The organism is Piscicoccus intestinalis NBRC 104926, assembly GCF_001515525.1.
Classification (GTDB): Bacteria; Actinomycetota; Actinomycetes; order Actinomycetales; family Dermatophilaceae; genus Kineosphaera; species Kineosphaera intestinalis.
In genome coordinates this window covers 48,041-69,593 of sequence record NZ_BCNQ01000013.1, presented here as the reverse complement: position 1 = coordinate 69,593, position 21,553 = coordinate 48,041, and the positions used below count along the sequence as shown (strand labels likewise).

Here is a 21,553-nt window from a genome sequence, read left to right as displayed (position 1 = left end):
CCCGGCGCAGCCCGCCGCGTCGGCTCCCCTGGCGACGGCCCGCGTCGACCGCCTCTCGGCGCGGTACACCGATCCGGCGGGGACGACGTCCACGTACCACCTGTTCGCCGCGGCGGCCGGAGCCCGACCGGTCGGCCTCGTCGTCTACCTCGACGGCGACGGCATGTACGGTCACCGCCACCCGAACTCCACCTGGGCGCTCGGCGGCCGCGGCGGCGTCGTCGCGCAGGCCGCCGCCCGCGGCTACGCGACCCTGTCGGTGCTCACCCCGGATCGCCGCGGCGAGCGCACCTTCTGGGAGAACGGTCGCGTCAACGCCGCCTACGTCGCGTCGCTCACCGCGCGCATCCGCGCCCACCTGGGGGTGCAGCGGGTCTGGCTCGTCGGGTACTCCGGCGGTTCGCAGCTCATCACGAAGTACCTGCTGCCGCGGCACCCCTGGCTGCTGTCCACCGGCGGGGGAGCGGTCATCACCGGAGGCGGTGGCCGCCCGCCCGCCGTCGCCGCCCTCGGCGCGGTCACCCCCGCGGCCAAGGCCGCCTACCCGCTGCTTTGGTACACCGGCAGTCTCGACGACGGCCGCAACACCGACGACGGCTACGACGCGCTCGCCGACGCCAAGCGCGGCTTCTCCTGGTACCGCGGCCGGGGGTTCCGGGCCGTCCGCCAGGAGCCGGCCGGGTTGGACCACAACGATCTCGGCACCCGGTTCGGTCGGGTGCTCGGCGCCCAACTCGACCGGCAGGCCCGCGGCCGCGTCGCGGACCGCACGGCGTAGGGCAAGCCCCCGACCGCGAGGAACCGCGAACACGCACGGGCCGACGACCGGCGAAGGTCGGACCATCTTTCGATGGGTCCGCACGACCGGTCACCCCGGAAGGTCCCGGGACCCTGTTAACCGTTACGGAGGAATGTCTTGCGCGAGGGCCTGTGCGAACGCCTCCTCACGAAGACCTCATCTGCCGGCGTCCGCTCGGGTCAACCCCACGCGGACCTGCAAAATCATTGGTAACAAACGACTTTCGTGACTTGATGAAGTCGCCGGCGGGCGCCCGAGCCGCTGTGAAGAGTTAAGGGCAGTCACGTTCCGTTCTCCTGGAGAACCTTGCATCCCGGACAGCCGACCAACTAGAAAAACCATCGGCCGCAGGGAAACTCGCCACGAACAGGGGTAACGGCTTTGTCATCAATCCACATCGTTGGGTCCGGGGTTGTCGGCACGGCGACGGGTATGGGGTTCGTCGCCCACGATCACGACGTCACGTTCCTCGACGTTCGCCAGGAGCGCGTGGACGCTCTGCGCGCCCAGGGACGGCAAGCGAAGCTGGTGGGCAAGGAGGGCGCCGCGCTGCCGGACTTCGTGTTCGTCGCCGTCTCCGCGCCCACCAACGCGCGCGGGGTCGACCTCACCCACCTCAAGGAGGCCACGGCGAGGTTGGGGCGCAAGCTGCGTGAGTCGCCCTCCGACAAGCGCACGACGATCGTCTTCCGCTGCACGATGCCGCCCGGCACCATGCGAGGCGTGCTCATCCCGATCCTCGAGCGCAACTCCGGCATGACCGCCGGCGACGACTTCGGGGTGGCCTACAACCCCGAGTACCTGCGGGCCGTCTCCTCGGAAGACGACTTCCTGCACCCCCGGCTCGTCACGCTCGCGACCTTCGCCGAGGGCGACCGCTCGCACCGCGACGCCGCCACGGTGCTCGGCAGCTTCGGCGCCGACGTGTGGTGGATGCCGATGGAGGTCGCCGAATTCCACAAGTACGTCAACAACGTCGGCAACGCGGTGAAGATCAGCACCTACAACTACTTCCGCGCGCTCGGCAAGGAGATCGGGCTGAGCGCGGAGCAGGTCGACAAGGCGTTCGCAGCGAGTTCGCGCACCGCCGAGGGCCTGTGGAACCCGCTGTACGGGCTGCGCGACTTCGGCCCGTTCGGCGGCGCGTGCCTGCCGAAGGACACCGAGGCACTGCGGATCTACACCGAGGAGATGGGCTACGACACGGCCCTGCTGAAGGTCACCCAGGACATCAACAGCACCCTCGAGCCCCCGGCCGAGTTGGCCGGCTGAGCCGCTGGGCACCGCGACACCACCCGAGTCGGGCCCGACCTACCAGGTCGGGCCCGCTCACCCATGCCTGGACCGGGACACGGCCAGTGCTGACGGGGCCCGCAACGGCCCGACGAGGAGAGCGCACTTCCGATGACGTGGCAAGACTGGCTGTTGGGGTGGACCTGGTTCGTGCCCCTCGGCATCCTCGGCGTGATCCGCTGGATCAGTTGGGCGTTCCGCCGGATCCCGGCCGTGCTGTACCGGCCGGTCGAGAACGACTTCTTCCTCCCGCTGTCGATCGTCGTGCCGGTCTACAAGGAGGATCCCGAGCTCTTCTCGGCGGCCATCGAATCGTGGCTGGCCAACGACCCGGGCGAGATCATCCTCGTCATCGACGCCACCGACTCCGTGTGCCAGGAGATCGCCGCGCGCTATCCGGTGACGGTCGTCATCACCGACGTGCCGGGCAAGCGCGACGCACTGCGCCGCGGCTGGGAGGTGGCGTCGACGCCGCTGGTCGCGCTCGTGGACTCCGACACGATCTGGGCGCCGAACGTGGCGGCCGAGGTCGCCAAGCCGTTCGCCGACCCCAAGGTCGGTGGTGTCGGTACCCGCCAGAACGTCTACCGCACCGACAACTTCCTGCAGCGCATCAACGACATGTTCCTCGACCTGCGCTACTTCGACGAGAACCCGGGGCAGACGTACGCGGCCCGCTGGGTCTCGTGCCTGTCGGGACGCACGGCCGTGTACCGCCGCGAGATCCTGCTGGACATCAGCGCCGACTTCATGAGCGAGACGTTCTGGGGTCGGCCGTGCATGTCGGGTGACGACAAGCGCCTGACGAGCCTGACGATGAAGCGCGGCTACGACACCGTGCTGCAGCGCTCGGCGCGGGTCTGGTCGACATTCCCCGACACCCTGAAGGTCTTCTGCAAGCAGCGGCTGCGGTGGGCGCGCAACACGTGGCGCTCGGACCTGCGGGCGCTCGGCGAGGGTTGGGCGTTCCGTCGGCCGTTCCTGGCATACACCATGATCGACAAGGCGGTCAGCGCGTTCACGCTGCTCGTCGCGCCGACGTACATGATCGTCGGGCTGGCCACGCAGCGGTGGAGCTTCTGCCTCGCGCTGTTCCTGTGGTGGTGGCTGAGCCGCTCCGTCAAGCTGCTGCCGCACCTGCGGCGGCGTCCCGCGCACTTCTTTCTCATGCCCGCGTACACGCTGATGAGCTTCCTCATGGCGGTCATCAAGATCTGGGCGCTGCTGACGATCCGTACGCAGAAGTGGCTGACCCGGCCCGTGCAGGTCACCGACTCCGGCGAGGTCGTGCGCACGAACGAGGAGAGCGAGCAGGACCGGGCCGCCGCCAAGGCCCACGCCGGCGGCACCCAGAACGCCGCGGGGGCCGCCTGATGCGGACCCGACGCCCGATGCGCCCGATGCGACCTGTCGCGCTGGCCGCCCTGGTCGCGTCGGCCGTGTGCGCTCCCGGTCTCGCGGCCGCCCCGGCCCACGCGGCGACCGGCACGATCGGCGCGAGCGGCGCGAGCGGCTTGTTGCCGGGCGCGGCGACCGCCCCGCTGCGGCCGACCGACTCCAAGAGCGGGCGGGTCATCGAGATCCGCCCCCACGACGTGCGGCTGCTGCTCGACGGCCGGGTCGTGCGCGAGACGTGGCGACCGGCGGGCCCGCTGACGATGAGCCGCCTCGCGCGCCTCGTGGCCTGGGACAACTGGCTGTCGCTGCGCGACGGGGTGGCCACCGTCAACACCGCGATCTACCAGGCGCCGGGCACGACGCTGCGGCTCGATTCCGACGACGTCAAGGTCGTGCGGCTGCAGCAGCGCCCCGAGGGGTTCGGAGGCCGTGTCATCGGTTCGCGGGCCACGCTGGAGGCCGACGGCGTGCAGATCGTCGGCTGGGACGGCACCCGCAACCGGCCCGCCGCCCCCGGCGAGCTGCGCCCCTACGTGCAGTACCACCAGGGGTCGACGGTGCGGCTGACCGGGGTACAGGTCACCAATCTCGGGCGCGACGTCAGCGGCGTGCCGGGGGTGTCGGTCGTCGACGGGCGGCTGCTGCAGGCCACCCGCACGATGATCCGGGACAGCCGCACCGGGATCGCCTCGGTGCGGACCGCGAACACCTCGCTGACGCGGGTCGTGGCCCGGGGCAACACCGGCAACGGCCTCGTCGTGCGCGAGGGCGGCGCCGCGAGCCTGATCAACGTCACGGCGCAGGAGAACACCGCGAACGGTGTGCTCGTCGACCGCACCCCGGACGCCCGGCTCGACACGGTGCGCGCCGTGGGCAACCACGCCGACGGCGTGCTCGTGCGGGCCTCGACGAAAGCGAACGTGCGCGCGGTGACCGCCGAGGGTAATCTCGGTGCCGGCCTGGCCCTCGACCGGGTGACCCACACGGCCGCCGCGAAGATCACCGCCCGCACCAACGAGTCGGTCGGAGTGGCCGTGCGGCAGGCCCGCAACGTCAGCGTGCGCGACAGTTCCGTGAGCGACAACGGCCGCGACGCCGGCTCCGAGGGTCAGGGCGGGTCGACCGCGAGCCCGAGCTCCGCGGCGTCGGCTGATCCGTCGGCTTCGGCACAGTCGGCGTCCGCGCCCGCCACCGCACCGTCGGCGGCGGCCTCGGCGTCACCGGGCGACGACCAGATGGGGGCGGCACCGGTGGGTGGCGTGCGGATCGCCGGCTCCAGCACCGTGCTCGTGCGCGACACGACGACCGAGAAGAACCACGGCAACGGCCTCGACATCGACTCTTCGTCGGGGGTGCGGGCCACGGCCGTCACGTCGACCGGCGACACCTCGGGCGTGCGGGTGCGCGGCGCGAGTGTCGGCGCACAGCTGGACGACGTGACGGTGGCCGGCGCGACCGCGCTCGGCATCGGCGTCGCCGGCGACGGCAGCCGGTTGACCCGGGCCACGGTGAACGACAGCCCGGTCGGCGTGGAGTTCTCCGACCGCGGCGCGGCCGCCCGCGCGCAAGGACTGCAGATCACCGGCTCCGACATCGGCATCAAGGTGTCGGCCCTCAACACCGGTCTTCAGCTCGCGGGGGCCACCGTCACCGGCTCCACCACCGCCGCGATGGACGTGCAGGGCCGCGACGTCGCGATCAGCGGGCTCGACGCGACCGGCGGCGTCGACGGCGTGCTCGTGCGCGGCGCCGCGGCGGGCGTGAGCATCCTCGACAGTCACGTGCGCGAGGTGGACACGGGCGTGCGGGCGCAGTCCGACGTGCAGGATCTGCAGGTGCGCGGGCTGTACGTGCAGGACGCCCAGTGGGGCGTCGACTCCGGCGCGGCCCGCACCTCGGTGCAGGCCAGCGTGCTCGACGCGGTCGACGGGGGAGTCACGGTTCGCAACCAGGCCACGGTCGCCGGCGTCGACATCTCGGCCTCCGAGTGCGGCGTGAAGACCGTCAACGGCACCCCCGACATCGAGGCCGGCACGATCCGGGCCCCGCGCGCCACCTGCGGGGAGGCGGTGACGCTGGCGTCCACGCAGGTGCTGCCGCCGGAGGGGCCGCGCAACCTCGGCATCTTCGCCGGCGCCATGGTGCTGCTCGGCCTCGGCTTCGAGGGCACCCGTCGGCTGCGGGAGGGACGGCGGCGTCGGGACGAGGTGCAGGCCTCGGGTGCCGGCGCATGACCCGGTCGCGGACCGCCCACCGAAGCGTCCGAAGCACCGGAAGTGCCGGAAGCGCCCGGTGGCCGATCCGATGGGCGGCCGCCGCCCTCTGCGTGACCGGCGCCGTCGCGGCCTGCAGCGCGCCCGAACCACCCACCCCGCCGCCGAGCGCACCGACGACGAGTGCGCCGGGCGGCGACTCGCGCGACTCGGGCGAGGTTAGCCCCCGACCCGACGCCGACCTGGCCGAGCTTCTCGGCGCGGGCCTCGACGAGCGCAGCGGCGGGGCGTTCGGTGACGAGCGCATGTCGTTCTTCGCGGCCGGAGCCGGTCCGGTGAGCGACTTCGTGCAGGTCGACTACCCGCAGGGCTCGGCAAGCCAGACCGTGGAGCGCGAGGACGGCGCGGCCGGGGGTGGCGCCCAGTCGTATTGGGCGCTCGGGCAGCCGCTGCAGGAGGCCTACCTGCGCTACTGGGTGTGGTTTGCGCCGGACTTCGACTTCGTCAAGGGCGGCAAACTGCCGGGGCTCTACGGGGGCGAGCACACCTCCGGCGGCGACATCCCCGACGGCACGAACGGGTTCTCCACCCGCTACATGTGGCGCGCCGACGGCAAGGGCGAGGTGTACGCCTACCTGCCGAGTTCGGTCGACCACGGGTCGTCGCTGGGCCGCGGCACCTGGACGTTCCCGCGGGGCCGCTGGGCCTGCCTGGAGCAGCGGGTGCACCTCAACGAGCCGGGCCGTGCCGACGGCGTCATCGACGTGTGGTTCGAGGGCACCCAGGTGCTGCACGCCGACTCCCTGACGTTCCGCACGACCCCGGACCTGCAGATCGACGGGCTGTTCTTCTCCACGTTCTTCGGTGGCGGCGACAGTTCGTGGGCGTCACCGAAGGATCAGGTGGCGCGCTTTGGCGGATTCGCCATCTCGCCCCGACAGATCGGCTGCGACCGATCGTGACGAAGGAGCACCACCCATGAGACGACTGAGTGCAACGGCCGCCGGATTCGCGTTGGCCGCAGCGGGCATCGTCGGCGCAGTCGACCCGGCCTCAGCCGCAGCGGCAGCCCCCAGCACAGTCACATCCACCACCACGGCCCGGTCGGCACCGGCCGCCCCGGCCGCACCGGCCGCACCGGGTGCCCCCTGCGAGGGGGTGCGGTACGCCTCGACGACGAACGTCATCTACCTCACCGCGGCGAAGACCTACACGCCGGCCTCGATCGCGGCGGCCTGCCCGGGCGCGCCGATCGCCAAGGTCAGCGGCAGCACGTGGCTGCTCAGCGCCGACATCGTCGTCGAGGCCGGGGCGACGCTGGCGCTGCACGGCTCGTCGGCCGGCGGCGACACCGACACGCTGCGCATCCGCAGCCGCTCGTCGAACGCCCGCACGGAGGTGCAGTCGATCACCGCCCTGGGCGGCACGATCGACGCCCGCAACGTCACCGTCACCTCGTGGAACGACCAGGCGGGGGAGCCGGACACGACACCCACCTATGTGTCCTCGAGCCAGCGCGGCCGGGCGTTCGTGCGCGCGATCTCGTTTACCGACTCCGGGGGGACGACGCGGCAGGCGACGATGAACATCGTCTCCTCGACGTTCGAGCACCTGGGCTACTACGCGGCCGAGTCGTACGGCGTCGCGTACAAGTCGCGGCAGTGTGGTCGCGAGAACCCCGCGAACTGCGCGAACGCCCCGGTCACCGGCGTGCAGCGCAACAGCACGTTCCGCGACAACTACATGGGCACCTACCTGTGGGGCGCGCGCGACATGGAGATCACCGGCAACACGTACACCGACTCGGTGATGTACGGCCTCAACGGGCACGACGGCACCGCCCGCCTCACCGTCAGCGGCAACCGGTTCGAGAAGAACGGCAACCACGGGTTCATCTGCTCGCAGGCGTGCGACCGGCTGACGGTGACCGACAACGTCTCGACCGGCAACGGCCGGGTGCCGTGGAGCGGACCGGACCCGGAGAACGAGATCGCCGGGCAGGTGCACGGCATGATGTTGCATCGGGGTGTGACAAACACCGTCGTCGCGAACAACCGCGTGAGCAACAACCCGAACGGCGCGGGCATCGCGATCTTCGACGTCGAGGGCGTCACCGTGCGCGACAACACGGTCGACGGCGCGAAGTATGGGCTGCGGGTCTCGGTGGGCGCGCGGGGCAACACGTTCCGGGGCAACACGGTGAGCAACTCCGGTGAGTACGCGGTGTTCTCGTACGCCGGCTCCGACAAGGCGCAGTACACCAACGCCTCGGGCCGCCCGTCGGGCAACCGCTTCGTCGGCAACGTCATCAAGGACAGCGGCAGCAGCGTCATCAAGCTCAACGACTCCGACGCCTACGTCTTCGAGTCGAACGACGTGACCGCGACCACGCCGATCGAGCTGACGCGTTCGGCGCGCACGGTGTTCGAGGGCAACGACCTGCCCAGCGGCCAGCAGTTCCGCCTGCGCGGCAACGGCGAGTACCGCACGTCGGTGACGATCAGCCCCAGCGCCGGCGTGAAGATCGACCGCGACCAGTACTCCACCGCCACCCTCCGCTGACCAACCCCCCGACGAACGACCCGACGAACGACCCCACGAACGACCCGACGAACGACCCCACGAACGACCCGACGAACGACCCTGAGAACTGCGTGTCGTGGTCGGAACTGCGGTCCGTGCCGCAGTTCCGACCACGACACGCAGTTCTCAGGTCGTCGGGGGAGGGGTCAGCGGCAGGATCAGCGGCAGGATCAGCGGCAGGGGGCGACGGCCTGGGAGCGCTGGGTGGCGCTGAGCCCGTCGCTGAGGGTGGGGGCTTGCACGGTGTTGCCGCAGATCGCGCCCTGACGGGCCGTGGACTTGACCCGCAGGGCCGCGGTCGCGGCGCCGCGCAGCGTGTTGTCGGTCACCGAGTTGCCGCCCTTGTCATAACGGGTTGAGTCACTTTGGATCTTGATGTTCCAGTTGGCCGAGTCGTCGACGACGTTGTCGCGCACGACGTTGTCGTGTCCGCGCAACTCGATGTTGCTGCCGTGGTGGTCGGTCCCCTCGAGGTTGGCCGAGCACAGGTTGCCCTCGAAGACGTTGTCGTGGGCGTTCTCCTTGACGTTGAAGCACTCCGACCCGAAGGTCTGAATCGTGTTGTCCCGCACGATGTTCCGGTTGCTCTGATCGTTCTTGTGCAGGGGCTGACCGGTGGACTTGGGGCTCGTGCCGATGTAGACGCCCTCGCCGTTGTGCCACGGGTCGCCGGAGGTGCCCTTGGCGTACATGCCGCAGAACCGGATCGTCGAGTTCTCCACGACGTTGCCGTAGGCGTTGTTGCGCAGCCGCACGCACTCGCCGCCGGCGCCGGTGAGGTACATGTCGTCGATGCGCACGCCGGTGATGTCGCGGCTGTCGTCGGCGGCGCCGACGTAGACGAGCCGGCCGTCGGCGACCTGGTCGCGGACCGACTCCTTGAAGGCACGCACGTCGCGGGAGCGGGTGGGCCAGCTGCGCCCGGCGAGCTTCTCCTGGCCGTCGATCGTGAACCCGAGCAGCTCGATGTGACTGTGGTTGATGCTGACGATGCGGCTCGTGCCGTAGAGCGTGGCCTGCCGGCGATCAGCCGGGTTCTTACCCGTCTCCGGGCCGACGATGCGGATGGGCGCGGAGGCGGTGCCGGCGCGCACGGTCCGCAGCCGCTCGCGGTACACCCCGGGTGCGAGGCGGATCGTGGTGCCGGGACCGGCCTCGTCGAGGGCCCGCTGGATGGTGCGCAGCGGCGCGCGTTCGGAGCCGGAGTCCGAGTCCGAGCCGTCGGGGTCGACGTACAGGGTCGTGTCGGAATCGGTGGCGGCGGGCGCCGCCGTCGAGGTCGGGAACGGGGCGGGCGAGACGCCGGCGAGCGACGTGGCGACGGGAGCCGCGACGGCTCCGGTGGCGGGCAGAAGCAGGGTCGACAGCGCGCACGCGAGAGCGCAGACGCGCGTCACCCAGCGCGGGGTGGCGGACATGCGGGGACTCCGGGAGGACAGGGAGGGGCGTTGCGGCGCTAGGCGCCTCGGACACCGAGGGGTGAGCGAGGGGGAGCGAGGGGGGCCGCTCGACAGGCCGGAGGCGGGGCGCCGGGACAAGCGCCACACGAACCGCGAAGGAGTCTGTCGGGACGGTCCATCCCATCGACGCCGCCGGCGAGCTCATGAGGGTTCGCCGGCCGAAGGAGGCTGTGAGACCGCACACCGTCGCGCGGCCGCCGGGTCCGCCGCGGATGTCTCCCGGCTCTCCCCGGTTCTGTCCGTTTCTCTCCGGCGGAGTCGGCGGGCTAAGCTACCGGTGTTTGCCTCGGCGAGGGCCGCGGCGCGATCAGTCCGGGCACCGGGTCACCGGTGGGAAATGATCGCGCGGGCCGTGATCGACGCGGCGGCCCGTCGACCCGAAGGGGTCGCGCCGGTCGACGCCTGCGATCGCGTCCCGGCCCTGGTCGCCGCACCGACAACGATCACCTGCATGGGTCCGTGAACCGCGATCCGTGCGCACGAGGAGGAAGACCATGCCCGACCGTCCGACCATCCAGGCGGAGGAGCGCACCGAGTTCGGCAAGGGCGCGGCCCGCCGCATCCGGCGCGCCGACAAGATCCCCGCCGTCCTCTACGGCCACGGCGGTGACCCGGTGCACCTGACGCTGCCCGGCCACGACACGATGATGGCCACGAAGGTCAACAACGCGGTCGTCGAGCTGCAGGTCGGGAGCGGCCGCCGCAAGCAGCTCGCGCTCGTCAAGGACGTGCAGCGCGACCCGATCAAGCCGTTCATCGAGCACGTCGACCTCGTCGTCATCCGCCGCGGCGAGAAGGTCACCGTCGACGTCGCGGTGACGATCGTGGGCGAGGCCGCCCCGGAGACCGTCGTCACCGTCGACAACCAGGTCGTCAGCGTCTCCGCCGACGCCACCGCGATCCCCGAGAACGTCGAGGTCTCGGTCGAGGGCCTGGAGGCCGGCACCCAGATCCTCGCCGGACAGCTGACGCTGCCCGCGGGCGTCGAACTGCTCACCGACCCCGAGTGGCTCGTCGTCAACATCAGCCAGCAGCAGTCCGAGGAGGCGCTGGAGGCCGAGCTGTCCGAGGCCGAGGCCGACGCCGGCATCGAGCGCGAGGAGAGCGACGAGGACGAGGCCGCCTCCGGCGACGCCGAGGAGAAGCCGCAGGAGTCCGACTCCGAGTGAGCTCCGAGTGAGCTGCGAGTGAGCTGCGAGTGAGCTGCGAGTGAGCCGCCGGTGAGGCGGGCCGCGACGCGAGAAGGGTGCGCATCCAGCGTGGGTGCGCACCCTTCGTCGTGACCGGCGCGCGCGGGCGCCGGGTTCAACGCCACGTGCCGGCCCGTATCCTGCAGCAATGGATTCCTGGCTGGTCGTCGGTCTCGGCAACTCGGGCCCGAAGTACGCCGGCAACCGGCACAACGTCGGGGCGATGGTCGTCGCCGAGCTCGCCGACCGCGGTCGCGTGACGCTCTCGCGGCACAAGGGGCGCGCCAGTGCGGGAACGACGCGCCTGGGGGTCGCGCCCGGCGGCGCACCCGGGCCGGCCGCGACGATCGCCGTGCCGTCGGGCTACATGAATGAGTCGGGCGGGCCGGTCTCGAGCCTGGCCTCGTACTACTCGGTGAGCCCTGAACGCATCGTCATCGTGCACGACGAACTCGATATCCCCTTCGGTGCGATCCGCCTCAAGCGCGGCGGCGGGGAGGGTGGACACAACGGGCTGCGATCGGTCTCCGCGTCCCTCGGCACGCGCGACTACCTACGGGTGCGGGTGGGCATCGGCCGCCCGCCCGGTCGCATGGACCCCGCCGACTACGTGCTGCGCGACTTCTCGCCGACCGAGCGCAAGGAGCTGCCGTTCCTGCTCGGCGACGCGGCCGACGCCGTCGAGCTGCTCGCCGCAAGCGGCCTGACCGCGACCCAGCAGCGCTTCCACACGCCCTGACAGCTTGCCGCAACGGGCCCTCGCTCACTCTTGGTCGATCGTTGAATACCGCTCTTGGACAAGCGTTTTCATGCACATATGGGTTGGCAAACCGGGGTCGGAGTGTGAGACAGTCAAGGCAGTTGGACGTTCGGCATCCGAAGAGCCGCTCGGGGGAGCGGAACTGGGGGGCGGGACCAGCCTGCTGAGGCGCCCGCCGCACACACGGCCCAGGACCTGAACGTCGGCCCGCCGCCGTGTCTCGTGCCCCCCTTGGAGGATCGGTCTTGTCCATCCACGAGCGTCAGCTTCACGATGCCTTTGTCGGTCTCGCCGGCGACCAGCGCCCGCGCCATCGCGCGCGCCGGCGCCCGCCCACCGAGCGACTCGCCCTGACCACGACGAGCAGCGACCCGTTCGCGCCCTCCCTGGCCGCCGCGCCACGGGCCCGCGGTCGAGCCGACTGGGTGGGCTCGTACCTGCGCCGGATCATCGCGCTCGACCTGCTCGTCGGGGTCGGCTGCGTGGTGATCGCCAGCGTGCTGCGCTTCGGTGACGGACTGACCGGCGTCTACCAGCTGCTCGCGCTGCTCATCCCGGTCGCCTGGGTGGGTGCGCTCGCGATGGCCAACGCCTACCAGCGCCGCTACCTGGGAGTCGCGGGGGAAGAGTATCGGGCGGTGGGGCGCGCGGTCGTCGGGTTGCTCGCGGTGCTGGCGATCACCGCGTTCCTGGCGAACGTGCTGTTGGCGAGGCTGTACGTGCTGTACCTGCTGCCGATGCTCATGATCGGCGGGCTGGCGGTGCGCCGGGCGTCGCGTCGCTGGCTCATGGCGCACCGAGAGAGCGGGCGTCTCATGCAGCGCACAATCGTCGTGGGCCGGGCCGACGCGGCAGCCGCCCTCGTACGCAGCATCCAGGCCGAACCGGGCCAGGGGCTGAAGCCGGTGGCCCTGTGCGTCAGCGGACTCGACGGCGACTGGCGCGAGACCGCCTCCCTCGAGGGGGTGCCGGTGCTCGGCGAGCCGCGCGATGCAGTCGCCGCCGCAGACCTGTACGACGCGGAGGCGGTGGCGGTCGCCTCGCACCCGGACCTCGCGGGCACGTCGCTGCGGCGCCTGGCGTGGGCGCTGGAGGAGCGGGACATCGACCTCATCGTCTCCCCGGGGCTGCTCGACGTCGCCGGGCCGAGGCTGTCGATCCGGCCGTCGTCGAACCTGTCACTGCTGCACATCGAGCGCCCCTCGCACACGGGCCGCTCGATGCTGCTCAAGGGGGCCATGGACCGGTCGCTGGCGGCGTTGCTCCTGGTGGCGCTGGCTCCGCTGCTGGCGGTCGTGGCGGCGGCGATCAAGGTGGTCGACCCCGGGCCGGTGTTCTTCCGGCAGCAGCGGGTCGGGGTGCGGGGCGAGCTGTTCGCGATCTTCAAGTTCCGCACGATGGTGTTGGATGCCGAGAGCCGGTTGGCGTCGTTGGCGAGCGACAGTGACGGCAACGGGGTGCTGTTCAAGATGCAGGCCGACCCGCGGGTGACGGCGGTGGGCCGGGTGCTGCGTCGTTACTCGATCGACGAGCTGCCGCAGTTGATCAACGTGCTGCGCGGCGAGATGTCGCTCGTGGGGCCGCGGCCGCCGCTGCCGCGCGAAGTGCAGCAGTACGAGCCCGACGCGCTGCGCCGGCTGCACGTGCGACCCGGCATGACCGGCCTGTGGCAGGTCAGCGGCCGCAGCGACCTGTCGTGGGAGGAGTCGTTGCGCCTCGACCTGCGCTACGTCGATAACTGGTCGCCGATCGGTGACCTGCACATCCTGTTCCGCACCTTCCGCGCCGTCACCGGGGGCTCGGGGGCGTACTGACAGGTGAGCGTGACCGCCGGCGCCCGCACCGACGGCGCGTGGGGTGGTCGATTTAGGCGTATCGCGGTGCTTTGCACCTTTTGGTGGCTGCTATATGTCGCATATCACATCGATTCCTTGAGTGGCCGCATTCACACCTGGCGGCTTTGTGAACGGCGTGTCCGGCGCGAAAAAGTCCGCATGCCAAGACTGTCCGCGAGAAACACCAGGTGGCTGCCCTGAGGTCACGGCTCGGTCACGACCTGTGGATCGGTCGAGAGGTCTTGAGCGACAAGGGCTCCCGAGGTAATGTCGAAGCGTCTTGGACTGGGGTCCAAGACGCTTCGGCGGCTCTTGGGGAAGGGCCGTGACAATCCTCGCCGGTTCAGGGGCCGGTTCGTCCGACAGGAGAGCTGTGCCCGTGTCCCCCACGTCGACCGTGACCGAGCCGAGGCGACGATCCCCAGGGCGACATCGCGCCCAACCGCCGAGCACACGGTGGCAGCCCACGATCGTGCCCGCGCTCGACGAGGTGCACTCCACCGGTCGATCTGCCGGCTACCGCACCTGGCACTCGCGCTACCTGCGTCGTTTGGTGCCCTGCGATGTGCTCACCGCCCTCGTGGCGGGGGCCGCCGGCCTGGCCACCCAGCTGGAGAACGTCATGCCGGCCCTCGGGTTGTACATGTTGGGTGTGCCGGCGGTCGTCGTCGTATGGGTCGGTGCCCTCGCCATGGCCGACGCGTACGGGAGCCGGTGCCTGGCGGTCGGTAGCTACCAGCTGCGAGCGGTCGCGCGCGCCACGATCACGCTGCTTGCCGCGGTGGCGATCGTTGCCTTCCTGTCGAACATCGGGCTGTCGCGCATCTACCTCTTCACGGTGATGTCGCTGCTGGTCGTGGGCTCGCTCGTCGCGCGGCTCGTCCTCGTGCACTGGCTGCACAGCAACCGTCGCCAGGGTCGCCTCATGCAACGCACGGTGGTCGTGGGGCGGGCCGACTCGGTGGCCGCGCTGATCCAGTCCGTCTCCATGGAGCCGACGCAGGGCCTGCTGCCGGTCGCGGCGTGCGCCACTGACGTGAACGGAGGTGAGGTGCGGTCACACGAGATCGCAGGCGTGCCGGTCGTGGGGCCGCCGAGGTTGGCGATCGAGGCGGTCGACGTTTCGGACGCGGAGGTGGTCGCCGTCGCCTCGCACCCCGATCTTGCGGGTCCGGCGCTGCGGCGCCTCACGTGGGCGCTCGAGGAACGCGGGGTCGAGCTCATCGTCGCGCCCGGCCTGCTCGACGTCGCCGGGCCGAGGCTGTCGATCCGCCCTTCGCAGAACCTGTCGTTGCTGCACGTCGAGCGCCCCGCGGCGGCCCGCACGCACGTGATCTCCAAGTCGGTCATGGACCTGTGCTTCGCGGCGGTCCTCGTGCTCCTGCTCAGCCCGGTGCTCCTCGCGATCGCCCTGGCGGTCAAGCTCGGCGACGGCGGCCCGGTCTTCTTCCGCCAGCAGCGCGTCGGGGTCAGCGGAGAGTACTTCGCGATGCTGAAGTTCCGCACGATGGTCGTCGACGCCGAGGCCCATCTCGCGCGGCTGGCCTCCCGCAGCGACGGCAACACGGTGCTCTTCAAGATGAAGGACGACCCACGCGTCACGAAGGTGGGCCGCGTCCTGCGCCGCTACTCCCTCGATGAGCTGCCGCAGCTGTTCAACGTGCTCAAGGGCGACATGTCGCTCGTCGGGCCGCGACCCCCGCTGCCGCGCGAGGTCGACCAGTACGAGCCGGACGCCCGGCGACGGCTGCGGGTCAAGCCCGGCATGACCGGCCTGTGGCAGGTCAGCGGCCGCAGCGATCTGTCGTGGGAGGAGTCGCTGCGCCTCGACCTGCACTACGTCGACAACTGGTCGCCGATCGGCGACCTGCACATCCTGTTCCGCACCGTCAACGCCGTGGTCAACGGTCCCGGTGCGTACTGAGCGCGCCCACACCTTCGAAAGTCAGGCCTGCGATATGCCGAGGGTCTTCGATGCCTCGATCCGAGCTGCGAACCGGCTCGCCCACCTCGTTCCCGGTGGTGCCCACACATACGCCAAGGGGCCCGACCAGTACCCCGCGGACTGCCCGGTCGTCATCGAGCGGGGCCTGGGTTCCCACGTGTGGGACGTCGACGGCAACGAGTACGTCGAGTACGGCTCGGGGCTGCGCGCGGTGATCCTCGGACACGCGCACCCCAGGGTCGTCGAGGCGGTGGCGGCGACGCTGGGCAACGGCACGAACTTCGTGCGACCGAGTCTGCTGGAGCTGCAGGCCGCCGAGGACTTCTTGGCGGCGGTTCCGACGATGGAGATGGTCAAGTTCGCCAAGAACGGTTCCGACGTGACGACCGCGGCGGCGAAGCTGGCGCGGGCCGCGACGGGCCGCGACGTCATCGGCATCTGTCGCGACCAGCCGTTCTTCTCCACCGACGACTGGTTCATCGGGACGACCCCGATGGCCTCCGGCATCCCCGAGTCGACGCGCGAGTTGACGGTCAGCTTCCCCTACGGCGACCTCGATGCCGCCCGCCTGATGTTCGACGCCTATGACGGCCGGATCGCGGCGATCTTTCTCGAGGTCGAGTCCGGCGGAACCACCCCGCCTCCCGGATACCTGCGGGGGCTGATCGACCTGGCTCACCGACGCGGCGCCGTCGTCGTCTTCGACGAGATGATCACCGGCTTTCGGTGGGCGCTCGGCGGGGCGCACAGCCTGCACGGGGTCACGCCCGACTTGTGCACCTTCGGCAAGGCGATCGGCAACGGCTTCTCGGTGTCGGCCCTGGCCGGCCGGCGCGACCTCATGGAACTCGGCGGCCTCAACACGGCTGCAGACCGGGTCTTTCTGCTCTCGACGACGCACGGGGCCGAGAGCACGGGTCTGGCCGCGTTGCGGGCGACGATCCAGGTGCACCGCGACGACGATGTCGCACGTCGGCTCATGACGATCGGGGCACGCCTCAGGGAGGCGGTCGAGGCCGTCGTGGCGGAGGCGGGCCTGTCCGACTACGTGCAGGTCAGGGGCCGCGACTGCAACCTTGTGTTCGCCACGCTCGACGAGACCGGGTCGCCCTCACAGCCCTATCGGACCCTCTTCATGCGGCAACTCATCCACCACGGCGTCGTCGGCCCGAGCTTCGTCGTCAGCGCGGCGCTGAGCGACGCAGACATCGAGACCACCGCCGCGGCCGTCGGCGCGGCGCTGCCGGTCTACGCCCAGGCCCTGGAGTCGGGGGACGCGACGCCGTTCCTCGGTGGCCGCAGCGTCAAGCCAGTGTTCCGAGCCCGAGTCTGATCTGAAGAGTTTCTTGAGTTCCGCTCTCCCCGAGTAAGTTCGGGAGTGGCGGCCGTTGACTAACAAACGGTTATGTAAGTGACACTTACTTGGACAAGCGTCCGAGTAAGACATACGATAACGCCGCTGCCACCCTCTCAGAGGCGGCTATGAACGCCAGGAGGACGAGTGAACTCGCAGTTACCTACCAGCGAGGCCACCGTTTCCGAGCCCGCGGTCGCGCTCGGGCCTGCGATTGTCGACCCGCGGGTCGACATCCTCGGGGTGCACGTCTCGGTGACCAACCCCGATGACGCCATGTGGCGGATCAACGACTGGATCCACCATCGCGATCGCCAGTACATCTGCGTCAGCGATGTCAACGCTCTTCTGCACGCCAGCAAGGACAACGAGCTGCGCGACTTCTACAACAACTCCGGCCTGACCCTGCCTGACGGCATGCCGCTGGTGTGGGCCGGCCGCCGGGCCGGGTTCACCGACATCGAGAGGGTCTGCGGACCCGACCTGCTGCCCAAGGTTCTACAAGCCTCGGCCCACTTGGGCTGGCGCAACTTCTTCCTCGGCGGCGCGGAGGGCGTGGCCCAGCGGCTCGCCGACTCGATGCAGCAGCGGTTCCCGGGCCTGCCCGTGGCCGGCGTCGAGTGCCCGCCGTTCCGGGAACTGTCCCCTGCCGAGAAGGACGAGCTCATCGGGCGGGTCAACGACGCGAGGCCCGACATCGTCTGGGTCGGCCTGGGCGCCCCCAAGCAGGAGCGCTGGATGGCCGAGTTCCGGCCACGGCTCGAGGCCCCCGTGCTCATCGGGGTCGGCGCGGCCTTCGCCTTCCACGTCGGCGACGTGCGGCGCGCCCCGCGCATCTTCCAGCGCTCCGGGCTGGAGTGGGCCTACCGCGTCAGCCAGGAGCCGGGGCGACTGACGCGCCGCTACGCCATCGCAGTGCCACAGTTTCTCTCCGGCGTCGCAAAGCACCCGCCGCGCCCTGTCTAAGGCCTGCGTCCCCAGGCGCCGCGCACGATCCCCTCACGACCCATCCCTCACGACCACGCCGGCCGACGGAGCCCTCGCTCCGAACGGCCGGCGTCGTGCTGTTCCCGGACTCTTAGGCGAGTCGGGCAGCCTCCGGCGCGCGGACGCGCTCGATGTCCGCGTCGACCATAATCCGGGCCAGTTCGGGAGTGAGTACTCTGGGCTCCCAGCCGAGCACGTTGCGGGCCTTGGACGCGTCGCCGATCAGTGCGTCGACCTCGGTGGGCCGCAGGTAGCGGTCGTCGAAGCGCACGTGCTTCTCCCAGTCCAGGCCGGCGTGGCCGAAGGCAGCCTCGACGAAGTCGCGCACCGTGTAGGCGTGGCCGGTGGCGAGCACGAAGTCGTCGGGCTCGTCGGCCTGCAGCATTCGCCACATGCCCTCGACGTACTCGGGGGCGTAGCCCCAGTCGCGGACCGCGTCGAGGTTGCCGAGGAAGACGTGGTCGGCCCTCCCGGAGGCGATGTCAGCCACCGCTCGCGTGATCTTGCGGGTCACGAACGTCTCGCCGCGCCGCGGGCTCTCGTGGTTGAACAGGATGCCGTTGGTGGCGAACATCCCGTAGCCCTCGCGGTAGTTGCGCACCATCCAGTACGAGTAGAGCTTCGCCGCGCCGTAGGGAGAGCGGGGGTAGAAGGGGGTGTCCTCGCGCTGTGGCGGCGGGGTGGCACCGAACATCTCCGACGTGCTCGCCTGGTAGAAGCGGCAGTCCAGACCGATCATCCGGATCGCCTCGAGCAGGCGGGTCGTGCCGATGCCCGTGACGTCGCCGGTGTGCTCGGGCTCGTCGAAGCTGACGCGCACGTGGCTCTGCGCGGCGAGGTGGTAGACCTCCTGCGGGTGGATCTCGGCGAGCAACGTGACCAATCTCGCACCGTCGGACAGGTCGCCGTAGTGCAGAAAGAGCTTGGAGTCCGGGTCATGTGGGTCCCGGTAGAGGTGGTCGATGCGGTGCGTGTTGAACGTGCTCGCGCGGCGAATCAGCCCGTGGACGGTGTAGCCCTTGCTGAGCAGCAGTTCGGCGAGGTACGAGCCGTCCTGGCCGGTGATGCCCGTGATGAGGGCGGTCTTGGACATGAGGGGATCCTTCGAGGTCAGGGGAAGATCCCGGTCGGCCGAGGGCGATCGAGACGGGCTATGCTATCGCCTGCCCGAAGCCCCCGGCAAAGCTCGGGGGCTTCGCATCCCCTCGCTCCCGAAAGTGGTGACGGCGCCTATGTCCACGGCTCCACTCAACCGTTCCTCGACGGTGTACGTAGCCGGTCATCGGGGGCTTGTTGGATCGGCCGTCTGGCGCCACCTGGAGGCCGCCGGCTTCACGAACCTCGTCGGCGCGAGCAGCTCCGAGGTCGACCTGCGTGACCGCGCCGCCACGACCGACTACCTGCGGACCACGCGCCCCGACGTCGTCATCGACGCCGCCGCCCGCGTCGGGGGCATCCTCGCCAACTCGACCTACCCCGCCGAGTTCCTCAGCGACAACCTGCGGATCCAGCTCAACCTCATGGATGCCGCCGCCGAGCAGGGTGTCGAGAAGTTCCTCTTTCTCGGGTCGAGCTGCATCTACCCGAAGATGGCGCCGCAACCCATCACCGAGGACGCGCTGCTCACCGGGCCGCTGGAAGAGACGAACATCGCGTACGCGCTTGCGAAGATCTCAGGGATCATCGCCGTGCAAAGCCACCGCACGCAGTACGGGCGGCACTGGATCTCGGCGATGCCGACGAACCTCTACGGCCCGGGCGACAACTTCCACCCCGAAAACAGCCACGTGCTCCCCGCGCTCATCCGTCGCTTCCACGAGGCCGCGCGGGCCGGGGTCGACGAGGTCGTGCTGTGGGGCAGCGGGACACCCCGGCGGGAGTTCCTGCACGTCGACGACCTCGCGGCCGCATGCCTGCTGCTACTGGAGAAATACGACGACCCGGCCCCGATCAACGTCGGCACCGGCGAGGACCTGACGATCCGCGAGCTCGCGCAGATCGTCGCCGACGTCGTGGGCTTCACCGGCGAGATCGTCCAGGACACCTCCAAGCCCGACGGCACCCCCCGCAAGCTGCTCGACGTCAGCCGCCTACGCGCCCTCGGCTGGGAGCCGACCATCGAGCTGCGCGACGGCATCGCCTCGACCTACCGGTGGTACCTGGAGCACGGTCCCATGGTCTGAGCTCTGTCATTCGCCCCACGTCGGATCGGTGGCGTGAAGTCGGGTGACGCATACCTGTAACCAGGCTGAACCGGCGCCGGTGACCCACTGATGGTCGTGCTGCCCGCCGTAAACTGCGGGTGGCGGCAGTCGACCGCGGCCTGACCGCGCGGCGTGGTGACTCTGCGATTCACCGTAGCCTGCGGGCCACCCAACGAGAACGGGACTGTCATGATCACTGCGGCCGTGTACCTGGGCGCATTGCGGGCGCACTGGCGCAAGCTCGTCGCGCTGGCGCTGATCGGCCTCGTCCTCGGGGTCGCCGCCTCCCGGATGATGCCCGTCAGCTTCATGGCAAGTCGGCTCCTCGTCGTCACCGCTCAGGGGGCCACGGGACTCAGCGATCTGTCGCAGGGCGGGACGCTGGCCGCCAGCCAGGCGCAGGCGCTCGCCTACGTCGGTAACTCGGGGTCGACGGTGGGTGAGGCGCTGCGCACGCTGGGTGCGGACCCGGCCCTCGCGGCCGGCGCGACGATCGCCGCGTCGGTCCCGCCCAACACCAGTTACGTCGAGATCACGGCCACGGCGTCCGAGGGACAGCTCGCAACCCAGCTTGCTCGCGCCGCCGCGGAGCGCCTCATCCGGGCCAACGAGGAGTTGACATCGCCACTCGCGGACTCCGCGAAGGCCGCGCTCCTCGTCCGGGACGTCACCCCGCCCAGCGCCCAGGACGAGTCCTGGTCCAAGGGCTTGCCACGCTGGCTCCTGCCGGCGGCCGGAATGCTAGCGCTGCCCGTTCTGGCGTACTTCGTGCTGGTGCTTCGCAGCGCGGTCAAGCCGACAGTCGGGGAATCCCTCGATCTCGACGACATCGTGCCGTTCCCGATCCTCGGCACCATCCCTCGCGAGCGGAACCGTGCCCTGGAGGTCGTGCGCCCCCGGCCGCCGCACGTCACGGCCATCGCGCGCGCGGGCCTCATGGAGGCGGCCGAGGGTGGCCGCGTGGTGGCGCTCACCGCGGTCGAGGGACCGAGCGACTGCCGCACCGCGCTCGGCCTGGGCCAGTCCCTGGCGCAGTTGGGGCGTCGGGTTCTCGTCGTCGATGCCGACCTGCAGCGGCCCACCCTGGGCGGCGCGCAGTCCGGGGGGCTGGCCGCCGCGCTGCAGAACGGCCGGGACCCGGGCACGGACTTGCGGCCCTGGCTCGACTCGTCGCTGCAGGTGCTGCCCACGTCCAGTCACACTGCGGGCACCAGGCTGCTTCTCTCCCCGCGCGCCCGCGACGTCTTTGCCGCACTGCGCAAGAAGTGCGACATCGTCCTCGTCAGCACGCCCGCCGCCCTGAGCGGACCCGACGCAGCCGCCCTCGCCGACCTCAGCGACGAGGTCATTCTGCTCGCGGACACGACCACCGCGGTCGACCACGTCATCGATGCCGGCCTGGGCTTTCGGGAGGGCAGCATCGGGGGTCTGCTCGTTCTGGACCGCGGCCTCACACCCCGCTGGACCGCTCGACAGGGCAAGGCCGAACAGGCAACCGGAGCGGCATGATGCGCGTCGCCCTCCTGCACAGC

16 protein-coding genes are annotated in these 21,553 nt (G+C 70.5%); 14 read left to right on the top strand and 2 right to left on the bottom strand.

The genetic code is table 11. The features are described from left to right. From PINTE_RS23105 to PINTE_RS04070, 6 genes are all read left to right on the top strand, one after another. Nucleotides 1-778, top strand: a 778-nt coding sequence (locus PINTE_RS23105; protein WP_068426699.1) for an alpha/beta hydrolase family protein, incomplete at its 5' end; no start/stop codon positions are given. A gap of 402 nt (nucleotides 779-1,180) precedes the next feature. Continuing rightward, the gene (locus PINTE_RS04090) at nucleotides 1,181-2,071 is read left to right on the top strand and encodes a 2-dehydropantoate 2-reductase N-terminal domain-containing protein (RefSeq protein ID WP_157087071.1); all 891 of its coding nucleotides are present in this window, start codon (nucleotides 1,181-1,183) and stop codon (nucleotides 2,069-2,071) included. Nucleotides 2,072-2,203: 132 nt separating this feature from the next. Continuing rightward, a complete protein-coding gene (locus PINTE_RS04085; protein ID WP_068426693.1) occupies nucleotides 2,204-3,466 on the top strand; it encodes a glycosyltransferase in 1,263 nt (420 codons plus the stop codon). A 26-nt stretch (nucleotides 3,467-3,492) separates the two neighbouring features. Continuing rightward, nucleotides 3,493-5,724 carry a right-handed parallel beta-helix repeat-containing protein gene (locus tag PINTE_RS04080; protein ID WP_157087070.1) on the top strand — a complete coding sequence of 744 codons (2,232 nt, stop codon included), beginning with the start codon at nucleotides 3,493-3,495 and terminating at the stop codon, nucleotides 5,722-5,724. Nucleotides 5,725-5,816: 92 nt separating this feature from the next. After that, nucleotides 5,817-6,665, top strand: a complete 849-nt coding sequence (locus PINTE_RS04075) for a polysaccharide lyase (RefSeq protein ID WP_068426685.1) — start codon at nucleotides 5,817-5,819, stop codon at nucleotides 6,663-6,665. A 196-nt stretch (nucleotides 6,666-6,861) separates the two neighbouring features. Continuing rightward, nucleotides 6,862-8,265, top strand: a complete 1,404-nt coding sequence (locus PINTE_RS04070; RefSeq protein WP_068426682.1) for a right-handed parallel beta-helix repeat-containing protein — start codon at nucleotides 6,862-6,864, stop codon at nucleotides 8,263-8,265. 191 nt (nucleotides 8,266-8,456) lie between these two features. On the opposite strand, the gene PINTE_RS04065 is transcribed toward PINTE_RS04070, so the two are convergent. Further along, complete coding sequence (locus tag PINTE_RS04065) at nucleotides 8,457-9,704, bottom strand: DUF1565 domain-containing protein (protein ID WP_068426680.1); 1,248 nt, start codon at nucleotides 9,702-9,704, stop codon at nucleotides 8,457-8,459. A gap of 536 nt (nucleotides 9,705-10,240) precedes the next feature. On the opposite strand from PINTE_RS04065, the gene PINTE_RS04060 reads away from it, so the two are divergent. The 6 genes from PINTE_RS04060 to PINTE_RS04035 all read left to right on the top strand — a co-directional run bounded on the left by PINTE_RS04060 (nucleotide 10,241) and on the right by PINTE_RS04035 (nucleotide 17,796). Further along, on the top strand, nucleotides 10,241-10,915 hold the full coding sequence (locus tag PINTE_RS04060) for a 50S ribosomal protein L25/general stress protein Ctc (protein WP_068426677.1): 675 nt from the start codon (nucleotides 10,241-10,243) through the stop codon (nucleotides 10,913-10,915). 169 nt (nucleotides 10,916-11,084) lie between these two features. Continuing rightward, nucleotides 11,085-11,675 carry an aminoacyl-tRNA hydrolase gene (gene pth, locus PINTE_RS04055; RefSeq protein WP_068426674.1) on the top strand — a complete coding sequence of 197 codons (591 nt, stop codon included), beginning with the start codon at nucleotides 11,085-11,087 and terminating at the stop codon, nucleotides 11,673-11,675. Between the two features lie 266 nt (nucleotides 11,676-11,941). Further along, nucleotides 11,942-13,510 (top strand): sugar transferase, encoded by a 1,569-nt coding sequence (locus PINTE_RS04050; RefSeq protein ID WP_245642787.1) that lies wholly within the window; start codon nucleotides 11,942-11,944, stop codon nucleotides 13,508-13,510. Between the two features lie 493 nt (nucleotides 13,511-14,003). Further along, nucleotides 14,004-15,455: a sugar transferase gene (locus tag PINTE_RS04045; RefSeq protein WP_068426672.1), complete on the top strand. Its 1,452-nt coding sequence runs from the start codon at nucleotides 14,004-14,006 to the stop codon at nucleotides 15,453-15,455. A gap of 34 nt (nucleotides 15,456-15,489) precedes the next feature. Continuing rightward, entirely contained in the window at nucleotides 15,490-16,809 is a 1,320-nt protein-coding gene (locus tag PINTE_RS04040; RefSeq protein WP_068426671.1) for a glutamate-1-semialdehyde 2,1-aminomutase, read from the top strand. A gap of 168 nt (nucleotides 16,810-16,977) precedes the next feature. Then, complete coding sequence (locus PINTE_RS04035) at nucleotides 16,978-17,796, top strand: WecB/TagA/CpsF family glycosyltransferase (RefSeq protein WP_217996489.1); 819 nt, start codon at nucleotides 16,978-16,980, stop codon at nucleotides 17,794-17,796. Nucleotides 17,797-17,908: 112 nt separating this feature from the next. Here the strand turns inward: PINTE_RS04035 and gmd are convergent, their stop codons facing one another. Next, nucleotides 17,909-18,910 carry a GDP-mannose 4,6-dehydratase gene (gmd, locus tag PINTE_RS04030; RefSeq protein WP_068426669.1) on the bottom strand — a complete coding sequence of 334 codons (1,002 nt, stop codon included), beginning with the start codon at nucleotides 18,908-18,910 and terminating at the stop codon, nucleotides 17,909-17,911. A gap of 139 nt (nucleotides 18,911-19,049) precedes the next feature. On the opposite strand from gmd, the gene PINTE_RS04025 reads away from it, so the two are divergent. Further along, complete coding sequence (locus tag PINTE_RS04025; protein ID WP_068426666.1) at nucleotides 19,050-20,000, top strand: GDP-L-fucose synthase family protein; 951 nt, start codon at nucleotides 19,050-19,052, stop codon at nucleotides 19,998-20,000. A 210-nt stretch (nucleotides 20,001-20,210) separates the two neighbouring features. After that, nucleotides 20,211-21,530 carry a P-loop NTPase family protein gene (locus PINTE_RS04020; protein ID WP_068426660.1) on the top strand — a complete coding sequence of 440 codons (1,320 nt, stop codon included), beginning with the start codon at nucleotides 20,211-20,213 and terminating at the stop codon, nucleotides 21,528-21,530. Nucleotides 21,531-21,553 lie beyond the last annotated feature (23 nt).